A 26,248-nucleotide genomic window follows, 5' to 3' on the forward strand; every position below is an offset into this window, starting at 1 on the left:
GCGCGTCGGTCCGGTTCATCGGGCAGGCGCGAAAGGAGGAAGAATGGCGAAGGTTCCTGTTCAATTCACGCTCAACGGCTCCGAAAAAGCCGAATTCATCGAGAGCGGCACGACGCTGCTGCACGTGCTCCGCGACAAGATCGGCGACACCTCGCCGAAGGGCGGCTGCCATCAGGGCACCTGCGGCGCCTGCTCAGTCATCATCGACGGTGAGTTGAGGCTCTCCTGCCTGACCCTCGCCGAAACCTGCAACGGGGCCGACATCAGGACGACGGCAGGTCTTGCCGAAGGCGGCGTGCTGCATCCGCTGCAGCGCGCCTTCCTCGATGCCTTCGCCACCCAATGCGGCTTCTGCACGCCGGGCATGATCATGGCCGCCAAGGCGCTGCTCGACCGCACGCCCAATCCCAGCCGCGACGACGCGGTCGAGGCATTGTCCGGCAATATCTGCCGCTGCACCGGCTACGAGCCGATCATCCAGGCGGTGCTCACCGCCGCGCGCGCCAATTCGCAGAACGCCGCCTGAGGGAACGAGCCATGGAACTGCGCAAGGACTATTTCGCCGATGTCCGCAAGGACGACCTCCACGAGATCGGCCAGCCGCGCCCGCGGCTCGATTCCCCCGGACATGTCACCGGCAAGACCGCCTATTTCGCCGACCGCAATTTTCCCGGCATGCTGCATCTGAAAATGGTGCGCAGCCCGCACCATCATGCCCGCATCCGCTCGATCGACACCTCGGAGGCGGAAAAGCATCCCGGCGTCGTCAGGGTGCTGACCGCCAAGGACGTGCCGCACAACGTCTACACCATCCTGATCCTGATCCAGATCGGCCCCGAGGACGAGACGGTGCTGGCCGACGGCAAGCTGCGCTGGAAGGGCGAAGCCGTGGTGGCGGTGCTGGCCGAGACCGAGCGCGCGGCGCAGGAAGCCGCCGCCAAGGTCAAGGTCGACTACGAGGTGCTGCGGGCCGTCTTCGACATGGAGGAGGCGCTGAAGCCAGGCGCGCCGATCGTCAACGAATATCACGGCCGGAACTACTACCTCTATGACAGCGGCGAGTGCCGCAAGGTGCGCTTCGGCGATGTCGAGGCAGGTTTTGCCGAGGCCGATCATATCCTCGAGCAGAGCTACCAGTCCTCGCCGATCGAGCATGCGCCGACCGAGACCACCGGCTGCGTGGTGGCGCCGGAGGGCAATGACCGCTTCACCTGCTACACCAACACGCAGGCGATGTTCTTCACTCTCGACAACACCTCGATCATCCTGCAGATGCCGGGCAGCAAGCTCCATTTCGTCGGCGGCACCGTCGGCGGCGGCTTCGGCGGCAAGGTCGACGTCATCGTCGAGCCGATCGCCATCCTCGCCGCCAAGCTGACCGGACGCCCGGTCTCTTTCATCTACAGCCGCGAGGAGGAAATGCAGATTTCCTCGCCGCGCGCCGCCGAGAGGGTCGTCATCAAGGACGGCGTCATGAAGGATGGCCGCATCGTAGCGCGTAAGGTGACGGGCTACACCGATGCCGGTGCCTATTCGCGCCATTCGCCTTACGGCGCGCAAAAGGGCGCCGCGCACTATCCCGGGCCCTACACGATCCCGAATGTCTGGATCGACACCTACTGCGTCTACACCAACCGCACTCCCTCCTCGGCCATGCGCGGCTTCGGCGTCACCATCGGCGATTTCGCGCTGGAGGTGCAGATGGACAAGCTGGCGCGGCTGATCGGCATGGATCCGCTCGAATTCCGCTTCATCAACGCCTATCGCGACGGCGACATGAAGGCGCATCGCCAGCCGACCGAGGGCGCGGCGCTGATCGAGTGCATGCAGGAAGCCTCGCGCGCCGCCAACTGGCCGGTAGCGGAAAAATACATGGCGATGTCCTCCTACAGGAAGGGAGCCTGAGATGGCGATCCGGCGTGGACGCGGCGTCGCCGCGATCAACTATCCGACCGGCATGAACCTCGGCGGCGACCCGACCCAGGCGCTGGTCCATTCGACGCCGACCGGCAATTTCATGGTCACGCTCTCCAGCGTCGATCTCGGCCAGGGCATGAAGCAGATCATGGCGCAGATCTGCGCCGAGACGATCGGCGTGCCGACCGACCGCGTCATCGTCGACACCGCCGACACCGACACCGGCCCGCACTGCATGGGCACCTTCGCTTCGCGCGGCACGCACCGCGCCGGCAATGCCGTCATTCAGGCGGCCAAGGAGGCCCGTCAGGTGATGCTGGAAGTGGCTGCCGAGGAGCTGGAAGTGAATGCTTCGGACCTCGAAACCGATGGCCAGGGCAACATATTGGTGAAAGGCGCGCCGCAGAAATCGATCTCGATCTTCGATGTCGCGCTGGCTGCCCACTTCAAGCGCGGCCGCTCGATCTCCGGCCGCGGCATGTTTCTCATCCCGCGCTCCTATCCGGAAAAGGAGACCGGCGCGATGAAGCCCTCGACCTGCTATGCTCATGCCTGCACGGTGGCCGAGGTCGAGGTCGACGACGAGACCGGCGAGGTGACGGTGCTGACCGTGAAGAACGTTTTCGAGATCGGCCGCGCGCTGAACCCGAAGATGGTCGAGCAGCAGCTCGTCGGCGGTTCCTGGATGGGCATCAGCCACGCGCTCTACGAAACGACCGAGCCCTATTATCCGAACCGAGACCATGGCGCCACCGACTTCAACCAGTATCTGATGCCGGGGCCGGGCGATCTCGCGGCGACTGAGATCATCGTGCTGGAGCGCCCTTCCGCCGATGGCCCGTTCGGCGCCAAGGGGCCGGGCGAGATGTGCGCCAACCCGCAGATCCCGGCCGTCGCCAACGCCGTCTTCGACGCGGTCGGCGTTCGCATCGACACTTTGCCGATCACGCCGGAGCGCATCCTGCGCGCGCTGAAGGCGCAGGCCGCGGGCTGAGCAGAAGATGACCCGCGCCGACGCCGAACAGATCGCCGCTTCGCCGGAAGCAGTGGCGGCGCGCCTTGCCGCCTCGCGCTATCTGGCGGACGACAGCTTGGCGACCGCGATCTTCCTCGCGATCCGGCTCGGCAAGCCGCTGCTGCTCGAAGGCGCGCCTGGCGTCGGCAAGACCGAAGCGGCGAAGGCGGTTGCCGAATTGCTCGGCCGCGAACTGGTGCGCCTGCAGGTGCTACGAAGGCATCGACGCCGGGCATGCGCTCTACGAGTGGAACTACCAGCGCCAGCTGCTCGCCATCCGCCATGCCGGCGAGCACGAGATCGACATCTATGACGACCGCTTCCTGATTGCGCGACCGCTGCTGCAGGTTTTGCGGGCGCCGGAACAGCGCGTGCTTCTGGTCGACGAGATCGATCGCTCGGACCATGAGTTCGAAGCGCTGCTGCTCGAATTCCTCTCCGATTTCCAGATCAGCATTCCCGAGCGCGGTACGATCCGCGCCGAAACGCAGCCGATCGTCATCCTGACCTCCAACCGCACCCGCGAGCTTGCTGAGGCGCTGCGCCGCCGCTGCGTCTATCACTGGATCGGCTATCCCGACGCCGCGCGCGAGGCCCAGATCATCATGCTGCGCTCAGGCCACGTCGCCGAGGCGACCGCGCGCGCGGTGGCCAATGCCGTGCAGCAGATCCGCGCCCGTCCGCTGGCCAAGCCGCCGGGCATCGCCGAAGCCGTCGAATGGGCGAATGCCGCGACCATCCTCGAGAAAGGCGGCAGCCCGTGGTCGGACGCCTTCCGCCGCGCCATCGGCGTGCTGATCAAGGACGAGGAGGACCTGTCCGCGATCGCGCCCGAACTCGGAAGGATTGTCGAGGAGGCGCTGGCGTGATGCGTGATCTCACCGAGCTGACGACGAGTTGGCATCGTCCGCCTATCTCTCAGATGCATGGGGAAAGCTTGCCCCACGCCGCGGCGCCCTTTCTCGGCTTTGCCCGACTGCTGCGCCACCACGCCTTCGCCATCGCACCCGAGCAGGTGACCAGCTTCATGCAGGCAGTGACGCTGCTTGGGCCGCGCTCGATGAACGATATCCACGAAGCGGCGCTTGCGACGCTTGCGCCCTCGCCCGACCGCCGCAGCGAATTCGAGGCGCATTTCCGCGGTTATTTCTATGGCAACGCCAAGCCTTCGATCGAAGGCGAAGAGGACGAAGAAACCCGCGTCAAGGACGATCGCGGCACGCGTGAAGAAGAAAGCCGGACCGTCCGCCAGGAGAAAGGCGGCGAGCTGTCCTCGGCGCTCGAACAATTGAGCAGCCGCGATTTCCAGCGCGACGCCGATGGCCTGGGTTCGTTCCGCCGCCGGCTCGCCTCCGCCCTTCCCGCCCGCCGTTCCTTCCGCACCACGCGCACGCGTTCGCGCGGCATCCTCGACCTCAGGCGCTCGCTGAGCGAGATCGTCAGCGCCGATGGCGACATCCCCGCGCCGCTGCTGCGCCGCCGGCAGACCGTGCCGCGCAAGTTCTTGCTGCTCATCGATGTCTCCGGCTCGATGAAGCTGCACACCGCCGACTACCTCAAGCTCGCGCATGCGGCGGTGCAAGGCGCCGACCGCGCGGAAGTATTCACCTTCGGCACGAGGCTTACCCGCATCACTTCGGCGCTGCGCATCCGAGACCGCGACCAGGCGCTGGCTCGCGCTTCAGCATTGGTAGACGACTGGGATGGCGGCACCCGCATGGGGCCGACCTTGCTTGCCTTCCTATCGGTGCCGCGCTTTTCCGCCTTCGCACGCGGCGCGGCGGTGGTGATCCTGTCGGACGCGCTGGAGCGCGGTGACCATGCCGATCTCGAAACAGCGATCCGCCGCCTGAGCGCCCGCGCCTTCCGGCTCTCGTTGGCGACACCCCTCGCCGGCGATCCGCGCTTCCGCCCGGCGACGGCGGCGCTGCGCGCCATCCTGCCGGTGCTCGACGACCTGGTCGATGGCTCGTCGGTCAGAAGCCTGACCCATTTCATCCTGTCGCTCGCCCGCCCCGCTCAGGCGGCCGAAGCCATCTGGAAAAGGGTATCGTGATGCAGAAAGCCATCGACGCGCACTTCCACATCTGGCGCCAGCAGGACCAGCCCTGGCTGGTCGGACCGATGGTACCGCGCATCTTCGGCCCTTACGAGCCGATCCGCCGCGACTATCCGATCACGGAATTCCTCGAAGACCAGGAAGGCTCCGGGGTCGAGAAGGCCGTCTATGTCCAAACCAACTGGGCCAAGGAGGATTTCGAGAAGGAGGTCGCCTTCCTGCAGAAAACCGCCGACGAGACCGGCTGGCCGCACGCCATCGTCGGCTATGCCGACATGACGGTCGACGATGTCCGGCCGCAGATCGACCGGCTGAAAAAGTATCCGTTGCTGCGCGGCGTGCGCATGCAGCTGCACTGGCACGAGACCCCCGCTTTCCGCTTCGCCGCTTCGGCCGACCAGGTTATCGATCCCAAGGTGCGGAAAAACGTAGCGCGGCTGAACGATTATGGCCTTTCCTTCGACCTGCAGCTCTTCCCGGCGCAGATGCAGGACGGGCTGACGCTGGTCGGCGAAAACCCTCAGACGAATTTCATCCTCACCCATGCCGGTATGCTGACCGGCATGGAGCCGCAAACGACCGAAGCGTGGAAGGCAGGCTTGCAGACGCTGTCAGCGGCGCCCAACTTTTACGCCAAGTTGTCGGGGCTCGGCACCTTCGCGCATCGCAACGATCCGGAACTGATTAGCTACATCGTCGACAACGCGATCGAAATCCTCGGCAGCGGCCGGCTGATGTTCGGCTCGAACTTCCCCATCGAGAAGCTGTGGACCAGCCACGCCGAGCTGATCAAGGCGCACCGCGCGGCGGTGGCAAGACATGGCCAGAAAGCCGAGGCGGACATCCTCTGGAACACGGCGGAGAAGGTCTATCGGCCTGCGTGAGCCGGCGTCTCACTTCACCTCGAACTGCGGATCAATCGGGATCTGCATCGCTGTCACGAGATGGTTGGTCTGGCCAACCGATCGCGTTCATGTCTTTTCGCCCCGATGGAAAGGCCCTGCCGGGCCGCCATCCCGGACGAAAGCTAATCGGCTCAACAGCGGCTCGTCAAATGAATCCGCGTTCAAGAACCCTGCCTCTCCGACTATTTGCCGAGTGGTCGCATCGATTGCCGAAACTGGCGCAATAGGCGGAAACTCTTGGGCTTTTGGCAATTCATTGCCTCGATCGTGCGGCTCGTGAAAGAGCGCATTCGAAGCCTGCGGGGCTGGCGGAATTTACATTCGCAAAAGACAGCGAGCGCGGTGTCAATCGTCCGCGGAGTGGCCCGAGACCTCCGCCCCGGCAGATGGCGACAGGACCATGAAACGGAACGATGCCGCGAGCCCGATCAGCCCGATCGCTATGAATGCGATTCTGAAGTCGGCGAGATCGGGCGTCGCTTCGCCTCCGGCGATCTGCGACAGGTTGAGGATCGCCGCCGCGACCGCCACGCCGAACAGCATCGATACCTGCTGCAGCATGCTGGAGAGCGTCGCCGCCGAGCTCCGCTGCGCCCCGCCGATATCGGCGAAGGCAAGCGTATTGAGCGCCGTGAACTGCATCGAGCGCGTGAGACCAGCGATGAGCATCAGCGCCACCACCAGCACCGGCGACGTCTGCGGCGAGATCGCTCCGCAGGCCATGATCGCCAGCGAGGCGATCAGTCCGTTGACGATCAGCACGCGGCGGAAGCCGAAGCGCCTCAGCGTCGGCGTCGTCACTGCCTTCATGCCGAGATTGCCGAGGAAATAGGCCAGGATCAGCAAGCCGGCATCGACCGGCCGCATCCCGAAGCCCACCTGGAAAAGCAGCGGCAAAAGGAAGGGCGTTGCATTGATCGCGACGCGGAAGATCGTGCCCGCCGACAATGTCGAGACGGCGAAGGTCAGGACTTTGAAGGCGGAGAGGTCGAGCAGCGGATGCGGCGTGCGCAACAGGTGGCGCACGGCGATCCAGCCGATCGCAATGCCGGCGGCAATCAGGGCGACTGTCGGCAGCATGCCGTTCTCGGGATGCGCAAGGCGCTCCAGTCCATAGAGCATCACCGCGAGACCGAGCGAGGTGAGGAAAAGCCCCGCCAGTCGAGCGGCCTCGCCTCGGAATCGCGATCGCCCGGCACGAAGCGGGCGACCAGCAGCAGTCCGGCCAGCCCCAGAGGGACGTTGATGAAGAAGTTCCAGTGCCAGGAGAGATAGGTGGTGATGAAGCCGCCGAGCACCGGCCCGACCACCGGCGCGAACAAGGCCGGCCAGGTGATCAGCGCCGTGGCATTGAGCAGTTCCGATTTGACGGCGTTGCGCAGCACCAGGATGCGCCCGACCGGCGTCATCAGCGCGCTGCCGAGCCCCTGCACGATGCGGGCGCCGACGAACTCGGTCAGGCTTTGCGAGAAGCCGCAGGTGATCGACGCGAGCGTGAACAGCGCGATGGCGACGAGAAAGACGTTGCGCGCGCCAAACCGGTCGGCGAGCCAGGCCGACAGCGGCACGAACACCGCCATGGTCAGCATATAGGCGGTGATGCCGATGCTCATCGCCACCGCCGGCACGCCGAAGGACTGCCCCATCTGCGGCAGCGACGTCGAGATGATGGTCGAGTCGAGCAACTGCATGAAGAAGGCGACGGCGACGATCAGCGCCACGCGCCGTGACCGCCGGGCGGAAGTCTTCGGCTGAAACACGGCCTCGTTGTCGGGAATGCTGGTCATGACGCGCTGGTTGAACAGCATAAGGCTGAACCAGTCCAGAGTTTAACCAACAAACTTTCGTGTCGCCGCGCCGCCTGTTATGGATGAGCGCGGGCCGGCCGAGGGAAATGCATGAAGCCGATCTATATCGACTACCTCAATGCTCTCGACATTGAAGCCCTTGCCATGACCGATGCCGAGATCATCGGCGCCGTCGAAGCCGGGCTCGTCGCCCAGGGCAACGGCCAGACGGTGATCGAGCCGCGCGTCCATCTCGAGCCGGATCCGTCCTTCCATGGCCACTTCAACGTGCTGCGCGGCTATGTGGCGCCGCTCGATGCGGCCGGCGTGAAGATCGTCGGCGATTACGTCGACAACTACCTGCGCGGGCTGCCGTCCGAATTCGGCATCCTCAACCTCTTCGACCCGCGCACCGGCACGCCGCGCGCCATCCTGGACGCCACCGTCATCACCGACATGCGCACCGGCGCCGTCACGGCGATCGGCGCCAAGCATCTGGCCAAAAAATCGTCGAAAGTGCTCGGTCATATCGGCGCGCGCGGCACCGCCTACTGGAATGTGCGCCTGCTCGATCACCTCTTCGACTTCGACGAGATCCGCGTCCATTCGCGCCGCCCGGAAAGCCGCGACGCTTTCGCCGCGAAGCTGGCTGCCGATCTCGGCAAACCCGTCATGGCCGTGGCTGACTGGAAGGGCTGCGTCGAAGGCGCCGACATCGTCGTCGAGGCCTCGCGGCTGCCGGAACCGCAGCCGCTGCTCAAGACTGAATGGATCAAGCGGGGCGCGCTGGTGGTGCCTTACGGCACGATGAGCGCGGTGGAGCTTTCGCTCACCGACATCATGCAAAAGATCGTCGTCGACGACTGGGGTCAGTGCAAGGGCGGCAAGTTCGGCTCGCTGCGCGCCCATGTCGAGACCGGACGGCTGAGCGAGGCGACGCTGCATGCCGAGCTCGGCCAGATCGCGGCCGGCCGCAAGCCGGGCCGGCAAAGCGACGGCGAAACGATCCTGTTCTGGCATCGCGGCCTGTCGCTCTCCGATATCGCGCTCGGCAAGGCGATGCTGGCCAAAGCCGCGGAACACGGCATCGGCCAGAGGCTGCGCTTCGCATGACCCCGCTCGTTCTCACCGGCGCCGGCGTCAGCATCGAGGATGTGGCCGCCGTCGCGCGCAATGCAGGCAAGATCGAAGTCACGCCTGCCGTCATCGAAAAACTGGCCAAGGCGCGCGAGGTCCTCGATGCCGCCGCTGCCGGTGATCAGCAGATCTATGGGCTGAACACCGGGCTTGGCGCCAATCTCGGCACGACAGTCGAAGGCGATGCCGGCGCCTTCCAGCGCCAGCTTCTCGACGGGCGCGGCGCCGCGGTGGGAAACCCATTGCCTACCCAGCTCGTGCGCGCGGTGATGTTCGCCCGCATCGCCATGCTCGCGGCAGGCGGCTCCGGTCTGTCGCCGCATGTCTTCACCGCGCTCGTCGATCTGCTCAACGCCGGCGTCCATCCGGTGATGCCCTCGCTTGGCTCGATCGGCGCCGGCGACCTGGTGCTGATGACGGCGATCGCCCACACGCTGATCGGCGAAGGCGATGCCGACTATCAGAGCAGGCGCATGCCTTCGGCAAAGGCGCTGATGATGGCGCGCCTTGCGCCGGTCGGCTTGGCTCCCAAGGACGGCCTGTCGCTGATCAACGCTTCCGCCGCCTCCACCGGCGCCGGCGCGCTGGCGCTAACCGATGCGCTCTCGGCGCTGGAACAGCAGCAGCAGGCCGGCGCGCTCACCATGGAGGCGCTGGGCGCCAACCGCACCATCCTTGACCCCCGACTGCATCTGGCGCGGCCCGCCGCCTGCCAGCAGGTGGCGGCAAAGGCGTTGCGCGAGCTGCTTGCCCAGGGCGAGGAATCGGCACCGACCACGCTTCAGGATCCGCTGTCGATCCGCTGCATGCCCTCGATCCACGGCGCGCTGATCCAGGCGATCGACCATGCCAGGCTCGCCGTCGAGATCGAGCTTAACGCGTCCGCCGACAACCCGCTGGTGCTCGCCGATGACTTGCTCGTGCTGTCGACAGGCAATTTCCACACCGCCTCGCTGTCGCTGGCCTTCGAGACGCTGGGCCTCGCGATCGCCCAATGCGCGGCGGCTTCCGCCGCCCGCTTCATCCAGCTCACCGGCTCCACCCGCCACGGCCTGCCGAAATACCTTTCGCCGGTCGGCGGCGCGTCCGCCGGCTTCGTGCCGCTGCAGAAGACGGTGGCGGCGATCCTGGCCGCCATCCGCCACAAGGCCAATCCGGTGATGCTCGACTTCCTGCCCGTGTCCGAGGGCGTGGAGGACCACGCCACGCAGACGCCGCTTGCCGTCGCCAAATGCGCCGAGATGATCGTGCTGTGGCGGCGGCTGATCGCCTTAGAATTGATGGCGGCGGCGCAGGCGATCGATCTGCGCGAAGGGCTAACGCTGGCGCCCGCCACCGGAGCGATCCACGCCGCCGTCCGCGCCCATGTGCCGACGCTCAAGGAAGACCAGCCGCTGGGATCCAGCGCCGACGCGCTCCACGCCGTGCTCGCCGATGGGTATTGGCACCCTGCGGTGCACCAAATACTGCTTGTTTAGACTTTTTCGTCCACCTTCTTCATGAAGAGGGTGAGCTCGTCCGGATCCATATGCACGATATGCCTGTCTTCCGGATAGGCGCCGCTGTTGACGTCCGCGACATATTCAGAAAACGCCGCGATGCGCTCCGCCTGCAAACGGTCGTATTCGGCGGCGAAGTTGCGATAGACTTTCGAGTGGCGCGGCATGTGACCGCGATTGGTGCCGAGAATATCTTCGGCAAACAGGTATTGGGCATCGCAGCCCGTGCCCGCGCCCATCGACAGCATGATGAGCGAGGTGCGCTCGGAGATCGCCTTCGCCACCTCGACCGGCACGACTTCGATCTCGGCGCCGATCGCGCCTGCCGCCTCCAGCTGCTTCACCGCCTCGAACACTTTGATCGCCGTGTCGGCGGTCTTGCCGACGGCCTTGAAGCCGCCGGTCCAGGTCGCGCGGGAAGGAATGAGGCCGACGTGGCCAATCACGGGAATGGCATCGTCGGCCATGCGCTTGATGGTAGCGTAGCCAGCGCTGCAATAGACGGCGTCGGCGCCGGCCTTGTAGAGCCGGAAGGCCCAGCGCAGGAAATCGTCCGCCGTGCCGATCTCATAAAAATTGTCGCCCGGCATGGTGAAGAGGCTGGGTGCCGCATCGCGGTATTGCGGATTGAGCACCAGTTCCAGCGGCACCGAGACAATGTCGATGCCGGCGCGCTCGGCGGCTTCCGCCTCTTCCAAGGTCAGCACGCGCAGCATGGTCAGCTGCCGCTTGCCCTTCATGGCGCGCAGATCGGCAACGGTCGGTCTCTTTCGGCTCATCGAACTCTGTTCCTTCGTAGCTTGGCGGGCGGCTGATCAGCCGATTTCGATCAAGACCTTACCGGCCTCGACCTTAACCGGATAGGTCTTGAGGTTGACGCAGACCGGCGCGCCCTTGGCCTCGCCGGTCTTGTAGTTGAAGCGGCCATTGTGCTTGGGGCATTCGATGATGTCGTCCATCACCAGCCCGTCGGCCAGATGCGCCTTTTCATGCGTGCAGAAACCATCGGTGGCGAAGAACTCGTCGTCAGGCGAGCGGTAGATCGCGAAGGTGCGGCCGGCATGATCGAAGCGGATCACGTCCTCCTCGTCCACATCGTCCACCGCGCATGCTTCGACCCATTCCGCCATCGTCTCTCTCCGGATTGATAGACGCAGCCTATTCGGCGGCGGCCGCCGTTATGTCGAGCTCGTGAAATTCGCCGCGATAAGGCTTGGCCGTCGGCGGGAGTTCGCGCTTGAGGTAATAGTCCTCGTATTTCAGCTGCCTGAGCAGCACCGGCCAGACCTCGCGATAGGCATGCCATATCGACGGGTTCGGCTCCGGCAGATCGTGCTTGATCAGCTCATGCAGTTTCGGCAGCGCGTGATAGGGCACCATCGGGAACATGTGATGCTCCACATGGTAGTTCATGTTCCAGTAGATAAACCGGCTGATAGGGTTCATGTAGACCGTGCGCGTGTTGAGCCGGTGGTCGGTGACGTTGTCGGCGAGCCCGACATGCTGCAACAGGCCGGTCATCACCATATGCCAGGTGCCGTAGAGCCGCGGCAGGCCGATCAGCACCAGCGGTATCCATGACCTGAGTGCGATCGCGGTAGCGATCGTCGCGGCATACACGACCATATGCCAGCGCGCCGCGATCACTGCCTTATGCTGCTCCATCTCCGGGATATAGCTCTTCTCGTCGTCCGACAGCTTGCCGAGGGCCTGGCGCACCAGCGTCGGCAGCGAATAGCGGAAGTCGAGGATGCCGGTGAAGGCGAGCGCCGCCTTCAAGAGGTCCGGCGGCCGCATCACCGCGATTTCGGCATCGCGGCCGACGATGATGGTGTCGGTGTGGTGGCGGGCGTGGCTCCAGCGCCACTGCACCGGATTGCGCATCAGCATGAACGAGGCGATGTGATAGACGACATCGTTCATCCAGCGTGTGCGGAAGGCGGTGCCGTGGCCGCATTCGTGCCAGCGCGAGTCGCTCGACGAGCCGTAGAGCACGCCATAGACGAACAGGAACGGCACGACCCACCACGTACCCCAGAACCAGACGATGCCGGCGGCCGAGCCCAGGATCGCCGCAATCCAGATCATGGTGTCGCGAATCGCCGGTCCGTCGGAACGCTGCATCAGCTCCTTCATGCCCTTGCGCGCCACGTCGGTGTGATACCACTCGGCCGAGGCAAGCCCGGTCTCGATCGCCTTACGCGTGCTTTCGCCGACAAGGCTGTAGTCGCGCTTCTTTGCCGTCACATTTGCCTCCAATCTTCGCGCACCGCTGGCGATCCGGTCCGCCGGCCGGAGGGCTCGCCATGGATAATTGTCGCGCTCATGCCCTCGCCCGCTAGTCGTGGAAACTTGCCGGAGGGCTGAGGATAATCCTGCGCGGGCTGGCGGGCGATGGCCGCGATCCTACCTTCGGCGCCGGCGATCGCCCCCTTGCCATCGAGGACGCGGAACACCGCGTCATAGGAACGGCTCTCGTCATGCTCCAGCCAGATCATCTCGCCACGCTCGCGCGCGGCAAGGTTGCCGAGCACATGGTGGGTCGAGGGCTCGATGCCGAGCGCATACTGGCCGGCCTGGAAATTCTGCCACTGATAGCAGCAAGGCAACTGGTCCTTACGGGTGACGACCTCGAAGCCGAGACCGAGGCGATCGTTGACAACCGCGACCGGTACCTCGCCGTTGCCGTCAGCTCCGAGTTCGTGCTGCCAGACCTGCTCGCTGAAGCCGAGCTGCGGCGCCGGCACGGTATGGTAGCCGACCTTCTGTGCTTGATAGCGCTCGTCGCCATGCGCGGCCCAGACGACGTCGCGGATCGGCGCCAGATAGCGCGAGCCCTCGTCGAGCAACGGGTGCCCGACATTGACGTGGTAGAAATACATGTGCGGGGTGCGGTGGAAGCCGTGATTGACGACGCGGTCCGAAAGCCGGATCTCGTTGCCGCCGACATCGGCCTCGATGCGACGGATGAGATGCAGGTCCTCGCCGAACACGCTTGCCTGCTGGACGATGCCTTCCGCCCACAGCACGCAGCGGTCGCCGTCCCAGGCTTCGCCATAGCCTGTAAGCCGCGCCGGAATGGTGCCGATGCGTCCATGCAGCGAATGCGTCACGGTCTTGCGGCCGGGATAATTGTAGTTCTCGGCCGGCACCTCGTTGCGGCCGAGAATGTGATCGAGGCCGCAGGTGACCAGCAGGCCGGAGAAGGATCGCCCCCAGGCAAAACCGTCCTCGCCCTCATAGTCGTGCAGACCGGGATGGCGGAAGCCGCTCGGCGAGTGCCAGCCGATCGCCTGGCCCTTGTACTCGCAATCGGCGATGTCGAGCGCGCGATCGACGAGCGCGGTGAAGCGCAGGCCCGATCCCGTGCGGAATTCGAGCATGCGGATGCCGCGCTCGACGCCGTCGCCAAGTGTCATCAGCCGCACGCCGGCGAATTGCGACAGCATGCCGGAGCGTTCAGCCACTTGCCTTCGCGACAACGTCTTGCCGTAGAGATCTACCATGCAGCGCTCGGGTTTCTGACTTTCAACGTCGGTGCCCCATGCCTGTCTCAGAGGCCGTTCTCGCGGAATTTCCCGTCGAGGAATTTCTTGGCGCGCGGCACGTCGTCTTCCGACAGATGCTCGATGATGACCGGGATGTTCGGATGCTTCTCGGCGAGCCGCTGGAGATAGAGGTCGTAGTTCAGCGAGCCGAGGCCCGGCGCCGGTAGCTCGATCTCGCCGACGCCGCGGAAGGTATGGCTTTCCATCGCGTCGTCGTCGCCGATATCGGCATGCTTTTCCGACTTGTCGCTGCCCGAACGCTTCACGTCCTTGGCATGCGCTATTTTGATCTTGTCGGTCAGCGTATCGAAGACCTGGTTGAGGATCTGGTCCATCCGGTCGATGTTGTGGGTCTCGAAATAGTTGGTCGGATCCATCAAGAGGCCGAGACCAGGATGGTCGACCTGCGCGAACATCTTCACCGTCTCCTCGACCGACCCGACGACGTTGTTGACATAGGTTTCGAGCAGGAAGACCGCGCCGTGGTCGTAAGCGGTCTGGGCGAGGTCCGCGATCACCTTGCGGCATTCCTCAAAGCCTTCCTCGGTCTTGTTCTTCGGGTGGTGCACCCAGTCGGACTCGGTGTTGTAGGTGCCGGTTTCCGAGATCACATACGGCGAGCCGAAATGGCGGGCGTTGCGGATGATCTCCTTGAGATAGCCGACGCGCTTCTCGCGCTCCGCCTTGTCCGGATGGATGATGTTCGTGTAGCCCGACACGCAGCAGACCGGCAGATTGTGGTCGCGGAAGGTGTCACGCACCTTCTTCGCCTTGTCCTTGGTGATCTGGCCGGCCGACAGGTCGATGTCCTTGAAATGCAGGTCGAGCTGCACCGTGTTGAAACCGAGGCCGCGGATCTTCTTCGCCGTCTCTTCGAGGCCATACGGGAAATAGCCCGTGAAAATGCCTGCCTGCATCATGGTGTGAATTCCTCCCTGTAAGCGATTCAGTTGATTGGTTGATTCAGTTGCCAGTGTTTTCAGGTGATCGAGATTTCGGAGAGCTTGACCGTGCGGCCCGAGGCGATGGAGCGGTAGCCCGCCTCCACCAGCGCCATGGTCTTGACGTTGTCGGCGACGGAAAGCGCCGGTGGCGTGCCTGTCTTCACGGCATGCTGGAGCTGCTCCATCACGCCGATGAAGGCCTGCGGGAACCACATGGTGCTCCAGCTCGGGCTCACCCATTCGCCGCCGGTCGTCTCGGTCGAAGCATAAGTCAATGTCGAGGCCGCCCCGGTCGGCCAGCCGATCGTGCCCTTGGCGACACCCTTGGTGCCGTCGACGCGCCAATTGATGTGCTGGTCGTCCTTGTAACCTTCCTGGCGCGGGCCCGACCAAACGTCCTCCAGCGAAACCGCAAGCACGCCCGACGGGAAGCGCAGCGTCGACACCGTGATGCCGTCGGAATGGTCGAAGCGCGTGCGCGGGTCCTTGCGCGTCAGCGTCGTGATCTCGTCGGGATCGCCGAACAGGAAGCGCAACACGTCGAGATGGTGCACGCTCATATTGGCGAGCGTAAGCCGGTCATAGTCCTCGAGGAAAGTCTGCCAGTGCGGGATCGCATGCATGTCGATCTGCGCAAAGACGATGTCGCCGAGCTCGCCATTGTCGATGATCTGCTTCAGCACCCGCATCGACTGGTCGTACCGCATGTTCTGGTTGACCGAGAGGATCTTGCCGGCCTTGGTCGCCTCGTCGCGCAGCTTGACCGCCTCCTCCACCGTCAGCGCCAATGGCTTCTGCGCCAGGATCGCCTTGATGTGCTTCTGCTTCAGCGCGTGGCGGATCAGCGCCGGCTGCTGGTCGGGCGGGAAGGCAAGGTCGATGATCTCGACTTGTTCGTCCTCGATCAGCTTTTCCGGCGTGTCGTGCACCGTCGGGATGCCCCAGCGGGTGGCGACCTTCTGCGCATTCGCCTTGGTGCGCGAGGCGATCGCCACCACCGGAAAGCCCGCTTCCTTGTAGGCTGCCAGATGGCACTCGGCCATGATCATGCCGGCGCCGACGCAGCCTATTTTGTAGTCCTTGGTGCGAACCTTAACGTCCGGCTCGAAGCCTTTGCTTGCCATGTCCTCCTCCCGAAATTCTGTCGTCGCGGCTGCCGTCACAAAGCGTCTCCGTCCTGGCCGAAATAGTGCACTCTGGCCGGCTCGCAGGATATCGCCACCATCGCGTCCGGCCGGACGTCGGGCTGGCCGCGCAACAGTGCCCGCAGCTTTGACTGCCCGGCGGCAAGAGTCACGACCGTGTAGCCACCAAGCGGCTCGACCTCGAACACCCGCGCCGGGCGGCCCGCGCTCCCTTCCGCCGGCTCGCTGTCCACCCAAGGCCGGACCTTGATGTCCTCCGGCCGCAGCCCGATCTCGATCGCTTCGGCCGGCGCCTTGTCGTCGGCAATGCGGATTGCGCCTTCGGCCGCCTCGACCCCGCCGGCGCCACGCACCGACGGCAGGATGTTCATCATCGGCGAGCCGAGCATCCGCGCCACATAGGCGCTAGCCGGACGGTCGTAGATCTCGGCCGGCGCGCCGATCTGCCTGATCCGGCCGTTCTCCAGGATGGCCATGCGGTCGGCGACCGACATCGCCTCCTCCTGGTCGTGCGTGACGTAGATCATCGTCTTGCCGAGATCGCGCTGGATGCGCTTCAGCTCGACGCGTGTTTCCTCGCGCAGCCGCGCATCGAGCGCCGAGATCGGGTCGTCCATCAGATAGGCAGCAGGGTCGCGCACCAGGGCCCGCGCGATCGCCACGCGCTGCCGCTCGCCGCCGGAAAGCTGCGCCGGCGGCTTGTGCAGGATATGGCCGATATGCAGCTTGGCCGCTACATCGGCGAGGCGCTTTTCGATCTGCACTTCCGCCACCTTCCGCTCGACCAGCGGGAAGCGCACATTGTCGCGTGCGCTCATATGCGGAAACAGCGCCAGGTTCTGAAACACCATGGCGACGTTACGCTCGGCCGGCGAGACGCTGCTGACCGGCTTGCCGCCGATCAGGATCTCGCCCTCGTCCGGCGTTTCCAATCCGAGCACCAGTCGAAGGATGGTCGACTTGCCCGACAGCGGCGGACCGAAGAAGCAGAAGAACTCGTTGTCGTCGACGGTGAACGAGGCGTCGTTGACGGCAAGTGTGGTGGCGTAGCGCTTGGTGACATTGCGGAAGACGATATCGGCCATGGGTCAGCCCGCCCTATAGGTTGCGGACAGACTGCCAACCTTGGCCCTGCCCCTCATCCGCCTGCCGGCACCTTCTCCCCGTATGGTGACGGGGAGAAGGGAGCTGGCCGCAACGCTGGCGCCCCCCTCTCCCCGTTCTTCACGGGGAGAGGGTAAGGGTGAGGGGCGGCGCTGACGTGGAGATAGTTGCACGGACATTTTCAGCCTCCCGCCCTCAAAGCGAGTCCGCTGGCAGCGTCGAAGACGCGCACCGACGAAGCGGGCGGCGCGACAATCGCGGTTTCTCCGATCGACAGCCCGACGTCGTTCTCGAACACCGCCTTCACGGCGCTCTCGCCTTCGCCCAGATGCACGATGGTGCGCGCGCCGATCCGTTCGACGAAGCTCACCAGTATCGACAGCCCACGCGCGGCGAGCGTCACCTGTTCCGGCCGGAAGCCGTAGAGCACCTCTCCGCGCGCCGCGCGCACCGCCGGGACAAGCTGCTCCGGCAAGGGCGGCGTGACGCCGAGCGGACCGAGATCGATGACCAGGCCGCGATCGCTTTCAGCCGGCCGGCCTTTGAGCAGGTTCATGCCCGGTGCGCCGATGAAGCGGGCGACGAAGACATTGGCCGGATTGTTGTAGACCTCGAGTGGCGTGCCCACCTGCTGCAGCACGCCGTGATCCATCACCGCGATGCGGTCGGCCATGGTCATCGCTTCAAGCTGGTCGTGCGTGACATAGACCATGGTCTGCTTGAACTGGCGCTGGAGCTGCTTGAGTTCGGTGCGCATCACCGCGCGGAACGCCGCGTCGACATTGGACAGCGGCTCGTCGAGCAGGAAGATCGCCCGCTCCATGATCGCCGAGCGGCCGATCGCCACGCGCTGCAGGATGTTGACCGAAAGCCTGTCCGCCTTGCGGTCGAGCAGCGGCGAAAGCTGCAGCATCTTGGCGATGGCGCCGACGCGGCGGTCGATCTCGGCCTTGCCGGCGCCGCGCATCCTCGGCCCGTAGGCGAGGTTCTGGCGCACCGTCATATGGGTGAAGATGGCATAGTTCTGGAAGACGAAGCCGACGCCGCGCCGCCCCATCGGCACGCCGGCCATGTCGCGCTCGCCGAACAGGATTTTTCCGCCGGTCGGCTCCTCCATCCCGGCGATCATGTTCATCGTCGTCGACTTGCCGCAGCCCGAGGGCCCGAGCAGGGCCATGAACTCGCCGTCGGCGATTTCGAGGTCCATCGTCTTCAGCGCGGTGAAGTCGCCGAATTTCTTGACCAGGTTCTTGAGGTGGATCGCGCTCATGCCGTCATCTCCCGGGTCTTCGCCATGCGCTTCATGGCGTAGACCGCGACGATCGAGAGCACGATGAGGATGGCGAGAGCGATGGCCGCGACATAGCCCCAGATCAGGTCCTGCGTGGTGACCTTGTAGATGTAGACGGAGATCGTCTCGGTGGCGACGCCGGGGCCGCCGCCGGTCATGATGTAGAGCGTGTCGAAGATCTTGAAGTTCTCGATCACCCGGATCGCCAGCGCGATGACGATGATCGTCTTCATCTTTGGCAGCACGATGGTGGTGAAGCGCTGCCAGGCATTGGCGCCGAGCAATGTCGCCGCCTTCATCTGATCTTCCGGCACGCCGACGCGGCCTGCAAGCAGGACGAGGAACATCAGCGGCGTCCACTGCCAGATGTCGGCGATCATGACGGCGATCAGCGCCAGGTTCGGATCGGAAAGCCAGGCGATGGTGACGGGCGCGCCGATGATCCTCGACAGGATGTCGTTCACCGGGCCGCCCGACTGGAACAGCATGAAGAACATGTAGCCGGCGACCGCGGGCACGACCATCATCGGCATCAAAAGGATCGAATAGAAGATGCGCTTGCCCGGAAAGTCGTCGGCGAACAGCGTTGCCAGCGCTAGGCCCAGCAGGAACTCCGCCGGCACGCAGACCAGCATGACGACCGCCGTGCGCTTCAGCGCGCTCCAGAAGCGCGTATCGGCGGCAAGATCGGTGTAATTGGCGAAACCGTTCCACATCTCCCAGGCGTTCCACCAGCCGACGCCCGAAAGCGGCGACCAGTCGGTGACGCTGATGTAGAGCTGCATGAGCAGCGGAAAGGCCGAGATGAACAGCACCAGGATCTGCGCCGGCAAGGTCAGCCGGAAACCCAGCCGCGCGCCCTCGTCCCGCTGGGCCGGCTTGCCGGTCGCGGCGTCCATCTTGCCCTTCGAAATCGTCGCGGTCACCGCGCTCATTGCTTGAGCGCTCCGAAGGTCAGCCCACGCACCAGATGGCGCTGGATGGCGATGCCCATGATGACCGGCGGCACCGCCGCGATCAGGCCGAGCGCGGCCTTGGCGCCATAGAGCTGCCCGGTCATCGATGACGACAGCGAGGCCATGTAGACGGGGATCGTCACCCATTCGCGCGTCGTTAAGAGCAGCGCGATCAGATAATCCGACCAGTTGAGGATGAAGACGAAGAGCGCGGCGCTCGCCAGCGGGGCGCGCATCATCGGCAGCGTGATGCGGGTGAAGACACGCAATCGCGAGCAGCCTTCGACCAGCGCCGCCTCCTCGATCTCGCGCGGCATGTCGTCGAAGAAAGTCTTCATCAGCCAGAAGGCGAAGGGCAGCGTGACGATGCCGTAGACCAGCGCCAGCCCCCACCAGCTGTCGGTGAAGTTCAGGAACGACCACATGATCATCACGGGGATCATGACGGCCATCGGCGGAAACAGCCTCAGCTGGATCAGCGCCAGCGGCAGGTTCTGGCCGGAGCCGAAGCGCGACAGGCCGTAAGCGGCCGCGGTGCCGGCCGACATGGCGATCGCGGTTCCGAACACCGCCGAGAGCAGCGAAGACAGGATCGGCTTCAGCGCCGTGTGATCCAGCGCGACGATCAGGTCGTTGGTGGATTCACCGAACACAAACTGGAAGTTGGCGAGCGTCGGATGCTTCGGCCACCAGGTCAGGTCGGTGCCCGTAGCCGACCACTCGCCGATCGGCTTGAAGGCCATCGACACCATCCACAGGATCGGCACCAACGTGACCGCGATCGCCGCGAGAATCGCGGCGTAGCGGAAGATCTCGAATGGAACGGAACGCTTCATCTGGCTGCTTTGCTGGTGGCGTTGCTTGCGGAGGGGAGGAGCAGTCGCCCCTCCCCTCCAGTACTGATCCAGGGAGACGGATCAGGCGATCGAATCGAGAACCGTGGGCCAAGCCTCCTTGTTGGTCTTGATGGCTTCGAGGAGCTTGTCCTCGCCGGTGCGCCGCGCGATCTTCTTCCACTCGGCCTCGGTGTCGGCCATGGCCTGCTCGGGCGTCTTGGCCTTGGTCAGCGCGGCGACGAGGTTCTCGTCGAGCGCGTTGTGGAAAGCCGTAGCACCGGGATAGTTGATGGTCGGCACGGTGCGCGCCACCGTCTCGCGCACCACGTCCATGTGGTAGGCGTGATAGGTCTGGCGGACCAGCGGATCGGAGAAGTCGGACAGCCGGAACGGATCGAAATAGCCGCCCGGATTGGCCGTCATCCAGGCATAGATGCGGCTCGATCCGACCCATTGCAGGAAGAGGTAGCAGGCTTCCGGATTCTTGGACTGCGCCGAAACCGAAGCCGACAGGTTGAGCCACAGCACCGAGCGGCTGACCAGCTTGCCGTCGATCTCGCGGCCGGGCGGCAGCATCGAACCGATCTTGCCAGTGACCAGCGAATCCTTGTTGCCGGCATTGTCGAGGAATTTCGGCAGGTTGGAGAAGGCGCAGGTCATCGCAGCACCCCCCTTGGCGAAGTTGCCGTACTGTTCCGGCCAGCCCCATGAGATCGCATCCGGCGAATGGTGCGAGAGCGAATCGACATATTCCTTCGTCGCCGCGATGCCCTGCTCGGAATTGATCAGCGGCTTGCCTGCGTCGTCGAACAGGTACTGGTTCGGCGAGGCCATCGAGACATAGCGCTGATACCAGTTGGTGTAGCCCCAGCCCTGGTTGCGCAGGTCGGTCGAGCCGAACAGCCCCTTGTCTGGGCGGTGGAAGAAAGCGGCGATGTCGCCGTGCTGCTTCCAGGTCCTGGGCGGCGCGAGATCGTAGCCATACTTGTCCTTGAAGGCCTTCTTCTCGGCTTCGTCGCCGAACAGGTCGGTGCGGTAGACCCAGGTCTGGAAATCGCCGTCGAGCGAAACACCATAGGTCGAGCCGCGATACTGGTTGAGCAGCGACACGCCCTTGGCGCCGTTGACGTAGCCGCGCGCCGGATCGTCCCATGCCGGCTTGTGCTGGGCGACGAAGTCGTCGAGCTTGATGATGCCGCCGGTCTCGGCGAGATCGCCGAGGCGGTTCCATTCCACCGCGTAGATGTCATAGGCCCCACCCTTGGTGGAGATATCCTGCATCGTCTTGGTGAATTCCTGGCCGTTCGGCACGCCGACGATTTCGAGCGGAATGCCGGTTTCCTTTTCCCAGAGATCCTGATCGACGGCGCGCCGGCCGGGAACGGCTGCGTCAGCTGGCCGATCGAACCGTCCGAAAGGCCGAGCACGATCTTGGCCGGCGCCTTGCCGGCACCCTTCATCGCCTTGATCGCTTCGATGGCGCGCCCTTCCGGTGTATCGGGCCCGTATTGGTAGCGCTCGGCGCCATCGAAGCCGGTCGGGCCGCCGATCATGCCGGGCGCCAGCGCGTCCGCCGCAAAGGCGCGGCCGGGACGAATGAATTGCGGGGCGATACCTGTCGCGGCGACAAACACCGCCGCCTTTCCTCCGGACGCCAGCAGGCGGCGCCGCGAGACGCGGATCAAATCAGTCATTGGAACTCCTCCCTCAAGGGCCTGTTCCTCCATGGCCCTTATGAGGGATATTGACGGAACCGCATCGAGCCTGTCAACATCATAAATACTCAAAACACGTCATAAGATCGCAAATGAGGGAGAGAATGCAGTTCGCCGAGCTTGTCACGTCGCGCCCATTGCTTGGATTTGAGGGGCTTTCGCATCGATCCGGCCAATTTTTCCGGACCTTCTTTGCCTTGTGTAACGCGTCGGCTTGCGTACGAGCCAAGGCCGGTTACATCATTTCACATCAGAATCGCGGTCGCCGCTGAGGCGTTTTCCGGAGCTGATTGGGAGCTGCGGATTTTGATGCTTGCGATGAGGTGCTCGACGTGCGGTCAACCCTGACAGACATAGCCCGGGAAGCCGGCGTTTCTCCCGCCACGGTCGACCGTGTGCTGAACAACCGTCCCGGAGTGCGGGCCCGCACGCGCGAGATCGTCATCGAAATGGCGCAGCGCCTGGGCTACATTGCCGAAAGCCCGAACGGCACCCCGCAGCGAACCGTCCCGGGCCAGACGATCAGGCTCGACTTCGCGCTGCCGGCCGGCACCAACTCCTTCATCAAGCTGCTGCATCGCCACATCGAGGCCCAGGCGCAGACGCGGCCCGATCTCGACGTGCGCGTGACCACCATCGAGGGCTTCAATCCCGACCGGCTCGCGCGCCTGCTTCAGGACCTGCATGGCCAGACGCAAGGTGTCGGCGTCATCGCGCTCGACCACCCGACGGTGCGCGAGGCGATCCGCTCGCTGTCAGCCAGCGACGTCAAGGTCGTCACCATCGCCTCCGACATCCTGCATGTGCCGAGGGTTGCCTATATCGGCATCGACAATCGTGCCGCAGGCCGGCTGGCCGGCTATCTGCTCAACCGCTTCATGGGTGCCGGCCGCCCGGGCAAGGTCGCGCTGTTTGCCGGCTCGCTTGCCTATCGCGGCCATGAGGAACGCGAGATGGGCTTTCGCCATATCCTCGCGGAGGAATCCCCGAACCTCGAAATCGTCGAGATGCGCGAAATGCTCGACGACCGCGAGAAGGCCTATTCTGAGGCCTCGGCCCTGCTTGAGCGCCATCCCGACCTCGCGGCCATCTACAATGTCGGCGCCGGCAACACCGGCATCGCCCGCGCGCTCAAGGAACGCGGCCGGGCGAAGGAGGTTCTCTTCCTCGGCCATGAGGTGACGGACGGCACCAAGGAGCTCCTGCTCGACGGCACGCTCGATGCCGTGATCGACCAGAACCCACGCGTGGAGGCGCGCGAGGCGCTCAACATTTTGTCCCACGCCGTCAGGGGGCTGCCTTACGAACTGCACCAGCCGCGGCTGCAGGTGATTTTTCGCGAGAGCATCCCGGAGATTTAGGCCTCTCCCAAAACTTCACCGATCGGCTAGTTCCTCGACACAAGATTTTGAAAGGTTGCCGTTTGTCGGCGGGCACGATTTTCACTGTTCAGTTCTGTGAAATCAGCGCAAACGCTGGGGATTGGCTGACGTCTCCCCAACCTCGTCATCCCAGGGCGGAGCAGCGCGAAGCGGCGTCGCGGAGACCCTGGGATAACGACGGGATAGGAGTTTCGGCCAATCTCCAAGGCATGCCGCCTCCGTCTACCGGTCAAAATTTCTGTACTGGGGAACTAGACTAGCTCAAGCGGCGATAAGCACCGTGCTTTCGGACGACCAGCTGAGAACCACCGGCTGGCCTTCGGCGAGGCGTTCGGCGCCCGAGTTCTGGACGATGACTTTCAGCGTCTGCCCGTCGTGGTCGACAAAGTAAGTGCTGTTGTTGCCGGCGAAAATGCGTTTCGAGACCCGCCCCTTCAGCACATTGGCAATGTCGGCACCGGCAGTGGCAGCGCCGGTCGAAATCCGGATGCGCTCCGGCCGCACCGCACAGCTTGCTTTTGTGCCCACCGCGACAGACGCACCCGAAGCGGCGGCGATCGCCGTGCCGTCCGGCAGCCGGATCCCGTTGCCCGTGGCATCGCCGCGAAAGATGTTGGCGTCGCCAAGAAAAGTCGCGGCGAACTCGCTTTGCGGCCGGTCGTAGATTTCCTCCGGCGGTCCTTCCTGCACCAGCCGGCCGTCGCGCAGGATGCCGATGCGGTCGCTCATCGTCAGCGCTTCTTCCTGGTCGTGCGTGACGAAGATGGTGGTGATGCCGATCTCGCGCTGGATGCGCTTCAGTTCGATCTGCATGTCGACGCGCAGCGCCTTGTCGAGCGCGCCGAGCGGCTCGTCGAGCAGCAGCACGCGCGGCTTGGTGACGATGGCGCGCGCCAGCGCAACACGCTGGCGCTGGCCCCCGGAGAGCTGATGCGGCCGGCGGCCGCCAAGCTTGCCGAGCTGGACGAGATCGAGCGCGCGCTGCACCTCGGCAGCGATCGTCGCCTTCGGCTCGCCGCGCACCGAAAGGCCGAAGGCGACGTTCTCGGCAACGCTCATGTTGGGAAACAGCGCATAGTTTTGGAACACCATGCCGATGCGCCGCTTCTCGACCGGCACCCGCTCGACGCTTTCGCCGCCGATGGCGATGCGGCCCGTGTCCGGAAAATCGAAGCCGGCTATCTGGCGCAGCAGCGTGGTCTTGCCGCTGCCCGATGGCCCGAGCAGCGCATAGAAGCCGCCGTCAGGGAAATCGATCGAGACGTCGTCCAGCGCCTTGTGCGCGCCGAAGCTGCGAGAGACGTTCGCTACCTGGACGCCTGCCATTATTTTTCTCCGCCGAATTTGAAGAAGCGTGCCGTGAGCAGCATCAGCGCCATCGACACCACGATGATGATCGTTGAGACCGCATTGATCTCCGGCGTGAACCCCTTGCGGATCGCGGCGTAGATTTCGACCGGCAGTGTCGTCTGGCCGGGCGTCGACAAGAAGTACGAGACCACGAACTGGTCGAACGAGACGGCGAATGCAAACAGCCCGCCGGCAATGACGCCCGGCATGATCCACGGCAAGGTGACGCGGTTTGTAACCTGCCACTGGTTGGCGCCGAGCGAGCGCGCCGCCTCCTCCAGTTCAGGTGCAAAAGTCTGCAGCCGCGCGGACACGACGACGATCACATAAGGCAGCGCCAGCGCGACATGGCCGAGCAGGATGGCGACAAGCCCGCGACCGATGCCGATGCCGAAGAAGAAGATCAGCATCGCCGTGCCGGTGATCAGCCACGGAATGGCGATCGGCGGGAACAGCAGCGCCTGCAGGAACTTCTTGCCGCGGAACTCGTAGCGATAGAGCGCCAGCGAAGCCATCGAGCCCAGCAGCGTCGAGATGATGGTGGTGATGATCGCGATCTCGATGCTGTTCCAGGTCGCTGATATCAGCTGGTCGTTCTGCCAGAGCGAGGCATACCAGTCCGTCGTCCATTCGAACGGCAGCTGATAGAAGGGCGAGGCGTTGAACGACATCAGCGCCATGATGATGATCGGCAGGTAGAGAAAGGCGAGCAGCAGGAAGATGTAGAAGCGCCCGAGCCATTCGAGGATGCGCGTCGTCGTCATCAGCCGGCCCTCCGCAAGACCGGAGCGGCCAGCGCTAGGATGATCAGCACGACGGCGAGCAGGATGAAGGACAGCGCAGCACCCAGCGGCCAGTTGAAGACGGCGACGAACTGATCCTCGATGACGGTGCCGTAGAAGGTGCCGGTGCGGCCGCCAAGGATGCGCGGCTCCATGAAGGAGCCGACGACCGGCACGAAGATCAGCGCCGCTCCCGCGATCAAACCGGGCATCGACAGCGGGATGATCACTCGCTTGAGCACCTGCAGCCGCGAGGCGCCGAGCGAGCGCCCGGCCTCGAGCAGCGAGTCGTCGATCGCCTGCAGTGTGAGATAGCAGGTCAGCACCATGTAGGGCACATAGGAGTGCACCAGACCGATGATGACGGCCGGATAGGAATACATGAGGTCGATGTTGATCTTGAACGGCAGCACGGCGTTGAGCGCCGTATCGAGAATGCCGCCCTCGCGCAGCACCATCGCCCAAGAGAAGATGCGCACCAGCCCATTCGACCAGAACGGCAGGATGACAAGCAGGAAGATCGCCTCGCGGCTTCGGCCTTTGAGCACCTTGGCCAGCACATAGGCCGCCGGATAGCCGACAACGACGCACCATAGCGTCACCTCGAGCCCGAGCCGCAGTGACGCAAGAAGAAGCGTCGAATAGAGGCTTTGCGAGAAGAAGGCCGCGTAGTTGCCGAGCGTGAACGCCCATTCCTTCCCGGCCAGCGGCAGGTCGGTCATGAAGGAGAAGAACACCATGGCCGACAGCGGCAGGAAGATCGCCACCGTCAGCCACAGATAGGCAGGGAGGAGAAGCGGCAGGGCGGGCTTAAGTCCGCGGCGCGAACCGGTCGCGAGCTGGTCACCCATCTTGCTTCTCCTCCCCGAAAGGCGC

The 26,248-nt window shown here is 64.5% G+C and carries 22 protein-coding genes and 2 pseudogenes; 9 read left to right on the plus strand and 15 right to left on the minus strand.

Annotated elements, in window-relative coordinates; translation table 11 throughout:
• Window positions 1-43: 43 nt before the first annotated feature.
• The 6 genes and pseudogenes from AU465_RS01645 to AU465_RS01670 all read left to right on the plus strand — a co-directional run bounded on the left by AU465_RS01645 (window position 44) and on the right by AU465_RS01670 (window position 5,875).
• The gene (locus AU465_RS01645; RefSeq protein WP_192243379.1) at window positions 44-526 is read left to right on the plus strand and encodes a (2Fe-2S)-binding protein; all 483 of its coding nucleotides are present in this window, start codon (window positions 44-46) and stop codon (window positions 524-526) included.
• 11 nt (window positions 527-537) lie between these two features.
• A complete protein-coding gene (locus tag AU465_RS37030; protein WP_192243381.1) occupies window positions 538-1,905 on the plus strand; it encodes a xanthine dehydrogenase family protein molybdopterin-binding subunit in 1,368 nt (455 codons plus the stop codon).
• A gap of 1 nt (window position 1,906) precedes the next feature.
• Window positions 1,907-2,911, plus strand: a complete 1,005-nt coding sequence (locus AU465_RS37035) for a xanthine dehydrogenase family protein molybdopterin-binding subunit (protein WP_192243383.1) — start codon at window positions 1,907-1,909, stop codon at window positions 2,909-2,911.
• Window positions 2,912-2,918: 7 nt separating this feature from the next.
• Window positions 2,919-3,801 (plus strand): annotated as a pseudogene (locus AU465_RS01660) (AAA family ATPase).
• A 53-nt stretch (window positions 3,802-3,854) separates the two neighbouring features.
• On the plus strand, window positions 3,855-4,988 hold the full coding sequence (locus AU465_RS01665; protein ID WP_192243565.1) for a vWA domain-containing protein: 1,134 nt from the start codon (window positions 3,855-3,857) through the stop codon (window positions 4,986-4,988).
• Window positions 4,988-5,875 carry an amidohydrolase family protein gene (locus AU465_RS01670; protein ID WP_192243563.1) on the plus strand — a complete coding sequence of 296 codons (888 nt, stop codon included), beginning with the start codon at window positions 4,988-4,990 and terminating at the stop codon, window positions 5,873-5,875. The genes AU465_RS01665 and AU465_RS01670 overlap by 1 nt, the downstream gene beginning before the upstream one ends.
• Window positions 5,876-6,241: 366 nt before the next feature.
• Here AU465_RS01670 and AU465_RS01675 read toward each other — a convergent pair.
• A pseudogene (locus AU465_RS01675) lies at window positions 6,242-7,683 on the minus strand (DHA2 family efflux MFS transporter permease subunit).
• A 111-nt stretch (window positions 7,684-7,794) separates the two neighbouring features.
• Here AU465_RS01675 and AU465_RS01680 point away from each other — a divergent pair.
• Together AU465_RS01680 and AU465_RS01685 are read left to right on the plus strand one after the other, a co-directional pair.
• A complete protein-coding gene (locus AU465_RS01680) occupies window positions 7,795-8,796 on the plus strand; it encodes an ornithine cyclodeaminase family protein (RefSeq protein WP_192243385.1) in 1,002 nt (333 codons plus the stop codon).
• Window positions 8,793-10,298 (plus strand): HAL/PAL/TAL family ammonia-lyase, encoded by a 1,506-nt coding sequence (locus AU465_RS01685; protein WP_192243387.1) that lies wholly within the window; start codon window positions 8,793-8,795, stop codon window positions 10,296-10,298. Before AU465_RS01680 ends, AU465_RS01685 begins: the two co-directional genes overlap by 4 nt.
• On the opposite strand, the gene AU465_RS01690 is transcribed toward AU465_RS01685, so the two are convergent.
• The 11 genes from AU465_RS01690 to AU465_RS01740 all read right to left on the minus strand — a co-directional run bounded on the left by AU465_RS01690 (window position 10,295) and on the right by AU465_RS01740 (window position 21,454).
• Window positions 10,295-11,098, minus strand: coding sequence for a 3-methyl-2-oxobutanoate hydroxymethyltransferase (locus AU465_RS01690; RefSeq protein ID WP_192243389.1), 804 nt, complete (start codon window positions 11,096-11,098; stop codon window positions 10,295-10,297). The genes AU465_RS01685 and AU465_RS01690 overlap by 4 nt on opposite strands.
• A 36-nt stretch (window positions 11,099-11,134) precedes the next feature.
• Complete coding sequence (locus AU465_RS01695) at window positions 11,135-11,449, minus strand: MocE family 2Fe-2S type ferredoxin (protein WP_192243391.1); 315 nt, start codon at window positions 11,447-11,449, stop codon at window positions 11,135-11,137.
• Between the two features lie 28 nt (window positions 11,450-11,477).
• The gene (locus AU465_RS01700) at window positions 11,478-12,566 is read right to left on the minus strand and encodes a fatty acid desaturase family protein (RefSeq protein ID WP_192243393.1); all 1,089 of its coding nucleotides are present in this window, start codon (window positions 12,564-12,566) and stop codon (window positions 11,478-11,480) included.
• The gene (locus tag AU465_RS01705; protein ID WP_246505808.1) at window positions 12,563-13,825 is read right to left on the minus strand and encodes an aldose 1-epimerase family protein; all 1,263 of its coding nucleotides are present in this window, start codon (window positions 13,823-13,825) and stop codon (window positions 12,563-12,565) included. Before AU465_RS01705 ends, AU465_RS01700 begins: the two co-directional genes overlap by 4 nt.
• 47 nt (window positions 13,826-13,872) lie before the next feature.
• On the minus strand, window positions 13,873-14,787 hold the full coding sequence (locus tag AU465_RS01710) for a sugar phosphate isomerase/epimerase family protein (RefSeq protein WP_192243395.1): 915 nt from the start codon (window positions 14,785-14,787) through the stop codon (window positions 13,873-13,875).
• Window positions 14,788-14,846: 59 nt separating this feature from the next.
• On the minus strand, window positions 14,847-15,935 hold the full coding sequence (locus AU465_RS01715) for a Gfo/Idh/MocA family protein (RefSeq protein WP_192243397.1): 1,089 nt from the start codon (window positions 15,933-15,935) through the stop codon (window positions 14,847-14,849).
• Window positions 15,936-15,970: 35 nt separating this feature from the next.
• Entirely contained in the window at window positions 15,971-17,041 is a 1,071-nt protein-coding gene (locus AU465_RS01720; RefSeq protein WP_192243399.1) for an ABC transporter ATP-binding protein, read from the minus strand.
• A 200-nt stretch (window positions 17,042-17,241) separates the two neighbouring features.
• Window positions 17,242-18,330, minus strand: a complete 1,089-nt coding sequence (locus tag AU465_RS01725; RefSeq protein ID WP_192243402.1) for an ABC transporter ATP-binding protein — start codon at window positions 18,328-18,330, stop codon at window positions 17,242-17,244.
• Window positions 18,327-19,286, minus strand: coding sequence for a carbohydrate ABC transporter permease (locus AU465_RS01730; protein ID WP_192243404.1), 960 nt, complete (start codon window positions 19,284-19,286; stop codon window positions 18,327-18,329). Before AU465_RS01730 ends, AU465_RS01725 begins: the two co-directional genes overlap by 4 nt.
• On the minus strand, window positions 19,283-20,143 hold the full coding sequence (locus AU465_RS01735) for a carbohydrate ABC transporter permease (protein ID WP_192243406.1): 861 nt from the start codon (window positions 20,141-20,143) through the stop codon (window positions 19,283-19,285). The genes AU465_RS01730 and AU465_RS01735 overlap by 4 nt, the downstream gene beginning before the upstream one ends.
• Before the next feature lie 81 nt (window positions 20,144-20,224).
• Entirely contained in the window at window positions 20,225-21,454 is a 1,230-nt protein-coding gene (locus AU465_RS01740; protein WP_312891173.1) for an extracellular solute-binding protein, read from the minus strand.
• A 736-nt stretch (window positions 21,455-22,190) separates the two neighbouring features.
• On the opposite strand from AU465_RS01740, the gene AU465_RS01745 reads away from it, so the two are divergent.
• Complete coding sequence (locus AU465_RS01745; protein WP_192243408.1) at window positions 22,191-23,219, plus strand: LacI family DNA-binding transcriptional regulator; 1,029 nt, start codon at window positions 22,191-22,193, stop codon at window positions 23,217-23,219.
• 282 nt (window positions 23,220-23,501) lie between these two features.
• On the opposite strand, the gene AU465_RS01750 is transcribed toward AU465_RS01745, so the two are convergent.
• From AU465_RS01750 to AU465_RS01760, 3 genes are read right to left on the minus strand one after another with little or no spacing between them, the layout of a single operon-like run.
• Window positions 23,502-24,566, minus strand: a complete 1,065-nt coding sequence (locus AU465_RS01750; RefSeq protein ID WP_192243410.1) for an ABC transporter ATP-binding protein — start codon at window positions 24,564-24,566, stop codon at window positions 23,502-23,504.
• A complete protein-coding gene (locus AU465_RS01755) occupies window positions 24,566-25,354 on the minus strand; it encodes an ABC transporter permease (RefSeq protein WP_192243412.1) in 789 nt (262 codons plus the stop codon). The genes AU465_RS01750 and AU465_RS01755 overlap by 1 nt, the downstream gene beginning before the upstream one ends.
• The gene (locus AU465_RS01760; RefSeq protein WP_192243414.1) at window positions 25,354-26,223 is read right to left on the minus strand and encodes an ABC transporter permease; all 870 of its coding nucleotides are present in this window, start codon (window positions 26,221-26,223) and stop codon (window positions 25,354-25,356) included. Before AU465_RS01760 ends, AU465_RS01755 begins: the two co-directional genes overlap by 1 nt.
• Window positions 26,224-26,248: the final 25 nt, after the last annotated feature.

Source organism: Mesorhizobium silamurunense, from assembly GCF_014843905.1.
Lineage (GTDB): Bacteria > Pseudomonadota > Alphaproteobacteria > Rhizobiales > Rhizobiaceae > Mesorhizobium > Mesorhizobium silamurunense.

Excerpts from the sequence above, each read along its gene's own strand:
- AU465_RS01730 (WP_192243404.1), bottom strand. The coding sequence starts at position 19,286 with ATGAGCGCGGTGACCGCGACGATTTCGAAGGGCAAGATGGACGCCGCG.
- AU465_RS01735 (WP_192243406.1), bottom strand. The coding sequence starts at position 20,143 with ATGAAGCGTTCCGTTCCATTCGAGATCTTCCGCTACGCCGCGATTCTC.
- AU465_RS01685 (WP_192243387.1), top strand. The coding sequence starts at position 8,793 with ATGACCCCGCTCGTTCTCACCGGCGCCGGCGTCAGCATCGAGGATGTG.
- AU465_RS01695 (WP_192243391.1), bottom strand. The coding sequence starts at position 11,449 with ATGGCGGAATGGGTCGAAGCATGCGCGGTGGACGATGTGGACGAGGAG.
- AU465_RS01645 (WP_192243379.1), top strand. The coding sequence starts at position 44 with ATGGCGAAGGTTCCTGTTCAATTCACGCTCAACGGCTCCGAAAAAGCC.
- AU465_RS01750 (WP_192243410.1), bottom strand. The coding sequence starts at position 24,566 with ATGGCAGGCGTCCAGGTAGCGAACGTCTCTCGCAGCTTCGGCGCGCAC.
- AU465_RS01670 (WP_192243563.1), top strand. The coding sequence starts at position 4,988 with ATGCAGAAAGCCATCGACGCGCACTTCCACATCTGGCGCCAGCAGGAC.
- AU465_RS01705 (WP_246505808.1), bottom strand. The coding sequence starts at position 13,825 with ATGGTAGATCTCTACGGCAAGACGTTGTCGCGAAGGCAAGTGGCTGAA.
- AU465_RS01710 (WP_192243395.1), bottom strand. The coding sequence starts at position 14,787 with ATGATGCAGGCAGGCATTTTCACGGGCTATTTCCCGTATGGCCTCGAA.
- AU465_RS01715 (WP_192243397.1), bottom strand. The coding sequence starts at position 15,935 with ATGGCAAGCAAAGGCTTCGAGCCGGACGTTAAGGTTCGCACCAAGGAC.
- AU465_RS01690 (WP_192243389.1), bottom strand. The coding sequence starts at position 11,098 with ATGAGCCGAAAGAGACCGACCGTTGCCGATCTGCGCGCCATGAAGGGC.
- AU465_RS01725 (WP_192243402.1), bottom strand. The coding sequence starts at position 18,330 with ATGAGCGCGATCCACCTCAAGAACCTGGTCAAGAAATTCGGCGACTTC.
- AU465_RS01720 (WP_192243399.1), bottom strand. The coding sequence starts at position 17,041 with ATGGCCGATATCGTCTTCCGCAATGTCACCAAGCGCTACGCCACCACA.
- AU465_RS01760 (WP_192243414.1), bottom strand. The coding sequence starts at position 26,223 with ATGGGTGACCAGCTCGCGACCGGTTCGCGCCGCGGACTTAAGCCCGCC.
- AU465_RS01755 (WP_192243412.1), bottom strand. The coding sequence starts at position 25,354 with ATGACGACGACGCGCATCCTCGAATGGCTCGGGCGCTTCTACATCTTC.
- AU465_RS37035 (WP_192243383.1), top strand. The coding sequence starts at position 1,907 with ATGGCGATCCGGCGTGGACGCGGCGTCGCCGCGATCAACTATCCGACC.
- AU465_RS01680 (WP_192243385.1), top strand. The coding sequence starts at position 7,795 with ATGAAGCCGATCTATATCGACTACCTCAATGCTCTCGACATTGAAGCC.
- AU465_RS01665 (WP_192243565.1), top strand. The coding sequence starts at position 3,855 with ATGCATGGGGAAAGCTTGCCCCACGCCGCGGCGCCCTTTCTCGGCTTT.
- AU465_RS37030 (WP_192243381.1), top strand. The coding sequence starts at position 538 with ATGGAACTGCGCAAGGACTATTTCGCCGATGTCCGCAAGGACGACCTC.